The sequence below is a fragment of the Endozoicomonas sp. SESOKO2 genome, assembly GCF_024606245.1.
Classification (GTDB): Bacteria; Pseudomonadota; Gammaproteobacteria; order Pseudomonadales; family Endozoicomonadaceae; genus Endozoicomonas_A.
The window spans coordinates 1-3,144 of the sequence record NZ_JAHHPQ010000099.1 but is presented as its reverse complement, the minus strand read 5'-3'; the positions used below and the strand labels follow the sequence as shown (position 1 = coordinate 3,144).

At 47.3% G+C, this 3,144-nt stretch carries 2 protein-coding genes; one reads left to right on the top strand and one right to left on the bottom strand.

Annotated elements, in window-relative coordinates:
* Nucleotides 1-2,010, bottom strand: a 2,010-nt coding sequence (locus KDK17_RS02620) for a hypothetical protein (protein WP_257287275.1), incomplete at its 3' end; no start/stop codon positions are given.
* A 471-nt stretch (nt 2,011-2,481) separates the two neighbouring features.
* Between KDK17_RS02620 and KDK17_RS02615 the strand changes: the two genes are divergently transcribed.
* The coding region (locus tag KDK17_RS02615; protein ID WP_257287274.1) for a TcdA/TcdB catalytic glycosyltransferase domain-containing protein at nt 2,482-3,144 on the top strand (663 nt) is incomplete at its 3' end.

The following is a 3,144-nucleotide window of genomic DNA, read 5'->3' as shown; positions in this document are numbered from 1 at the left end:
ATTTGTAGCTTCAAGGGCATCTGCAGTGGTTGTATTTGTAGCTTCAAGGGCATCTGCAGTGGTTGTATTTGTAGCTTCAAGGGCATCTGCAGTGGTCGTATTCGTAGCTTCAAGGGCATCTGCAGTGATCGTATTTGTAGCTTCAAGGGCATCTGTAGTGGTTGTATTTGTAGCTTCAAGGGTATCTGCAGTGATCGTATTTATAACTTCAGGGGCATCTGCAGTGGTTGTATTTGTAGCTTCAGGGGCATCTGGAATGATCGTATTTGTAGCTTCAGGGGTATCTGCAGTGATCATATTTATAACGTCAGGTGCAGGGGAAGACAGGGTTAAACTTAAATCAGAGTCTGTATTACCTATTGCCGGGTGCACCAGCACTTGGGTCAGTTCATTTGATGCAGGATCAAAGTGAACAATTAAACCGGCTGGCGGTGCTGGTTGATCATTGCTTTCAGGGCGATGATTGGTATTTTCTGTATATTCATCGGCCATGGCCTCGTGATCGAGTTCATAGGTTTTCCTCCTTGATCTACACCATTTAACCAGGCCGCAAGTACCAAAGCCTACTATGGCCAGCGGTGGCAACAGACCAGCGAACACCCGTTTCAGTATTCGCGAGGTGTAATCGGCTGGTTTTACGCTGACCACTGTTCGTATTTGACTGAACTGGTTGTGTGGGTTAGCTGCTGTTACAGTCAGGGGCCATCTTTCCGATAGTGCCCAACCACCGCTTTCTTTACTCAAAGGGGTATCACTATCAGGATTGACCACTAAACTGTTGTTTTGCCAGGTGAACGGGCAATGGTCTTGATGGTCTTCACAGTGAACCCTGACGATCAATCGGGAATTATCGTTGCTGTCTGGCTGATTGGGGTCTGTCACATTCATAAGCCCTACTTCGAACTGGCCCTTATCCCTGTCGTATTCATCGTAGTCATACACAGGAGGGTCTCGCCATTCTGCGAATAAAGGGGGGGAAACGAGCTTCAGGGTATGGATTGTGCCCCGTTTGCCAATCACGGCTATTTTCCTGCCATCCGGACTGGAGGCTATGCTGGTGAGTGCCTGGGGCATGTTTTGAAAGTCAATGAGTTGAGCCTCCTGAGTTTCCCACTGATCTTCTTTGTTAAAAGCCACCAGATGGACGAACCGGTCGGTAGAGGCAATAAAGGCGGTGGTGGAATCATCGGGTAGTTTGGCAATGGTTACATCGTGCACTCCGAACCAGCTGTCCACTTTCTCAAGATCTTCCGGGTTGGAGACTGATTGCATCAGATGCAATTGTCCCTGATCGTATCGAAAAATCAGCAGGGTTTGGGTTTCGGCAGCAACGACAGCAAGGAAGTGTCCATCCGGTGATAGTGTCATGCTAACAATGTCTTTCAGAGCCGGAATGTCTGAAGATGAAGCGAGAGTGACATTCCGCCATTGATTCTCCTGCCATTGTTTATCAAGTTTAATCAGCGAGCTGGTAATGGCTATACCATTATCAACTTCCTGTATTTCATTAAAAGCCGCAATATATGTCAGGTTTGACAGTGGGATAGTGACCACAGGACCTGCTTTTTGGCCCTGGTATCGGGCTAATGGCTCCCCGAAGCGAGAGTCTGGCACTATAGTGCTGGGGGTAAGGACTCCCGACCATTTTTGAATAACGTCAAGGTTGTTGAAATCAACCAAAAAGCTGGATCTGGAATTAGTAGCATTATCAACAGTCAGCAGAATATGGGAAGTGTTGTAGAACGAAACAGAACCCTTATAGACATCCAAGGGTTCCCCATTGGCAGCCAACCCGCTGGAGTTCATTAACAGCAGACGATGTTGCCGGGTTTCTTCCGCTCCACTGGAGCTGGCGATCCATATAACAGCAATGAACATAAGGGCAAAGATGGGGAAAAACGTCTTTGATCTTATATTTTCAGATCTCATAATCAAAAACACCAGAAAGTCAGTGTGGACGTGATTCGTATCGCGGTCTTTTCGATAGATTCGGCGCGTTCGGTGGTACATAGACAACGACCCTCCTGAATCAGGTCATCAGACTGAAAATAAAACACACCGGCTGGCAAATTAAACCCGCGTGTACTGTAATCAGTCATCAACAACGTTGTCGTAGTACCTGACTTGGAAATGGTGGGTCCACGCCAGAAACTGAATCTATACGTAATTGTTGTTAACCGGTGAAGGCCGGTCTTCGCGTATTGGCATAACAAAATATATTGATTCAAAACACTAACCAATGGAGCTCAGGTGAAGATGCCAATGGGTTGATTGTTTTAAAGCGAAGAAACCCCTTGAGTGCAGATGGACTGCATAACGTCAGGCAAGGATCCTTGGCTCTCGGGAAGGATAGCAGATTTTCGTATTAACCTGAGCATCTCATAAAAAAACATCGTTTGTCGTTTATATTTTGTATTTTACAGCGTATAGCGACCCCGATCACGAAAATGCACAAAGGCTATCGCAAAAGGTTTTAAAAAAATGTCTGGTAAGAATGCTAAACGTCATCAAGTATCAGAGCCTGATTTCAGCCAGTTTCTGGAAATGGCCGACAACGAGCTATCTCTGGAAGATCGCAGTACGGTTCATTACCGCAAGTTAATTGAGAGTTACAGCGCTTTCGATGCCATCCGGGAGAAAACATCCGCCAAAGGCTGGCTGGCTGCCAGCCAGATAGAAACCAGGGCGAAGGAGTACCTGCAGCAGGAACCTTTTAAGAAAGACTGGGTCACCGCGGTGTTATCCCCCGTTCAGGCTTTTCTCGAGAGCACCCTTGAAGAACCGCCCAAAACCATTCACATGTTATTGCTTCAGCCACTGGACAGGAATGGCCTGGATTATTTGAAAGCCTGGATCAGGGCCAACCCGGATTATCAAATCCATCTCTGGCAGGACCAGAGGGTTTCCCTGGCCGCTCTGATGCGAAAATACATCATAGAGTGGGCACTCGCCGATGTTGCCAATGCCCGGGACATTGAGCCGTTTTCGGGACAATTAATCAGTCGAATCATCGATGCCCAGCGACGTGCTGTCAGTCATGTTCTCAATAGCTACGACAAGGGGGCTTCCATTGATCGGGCGGTGCAGGATTTTCTGGTTTCATACACTCACGTTTCTGCCAAAGAACTGGCCGTTGAAAGGGAG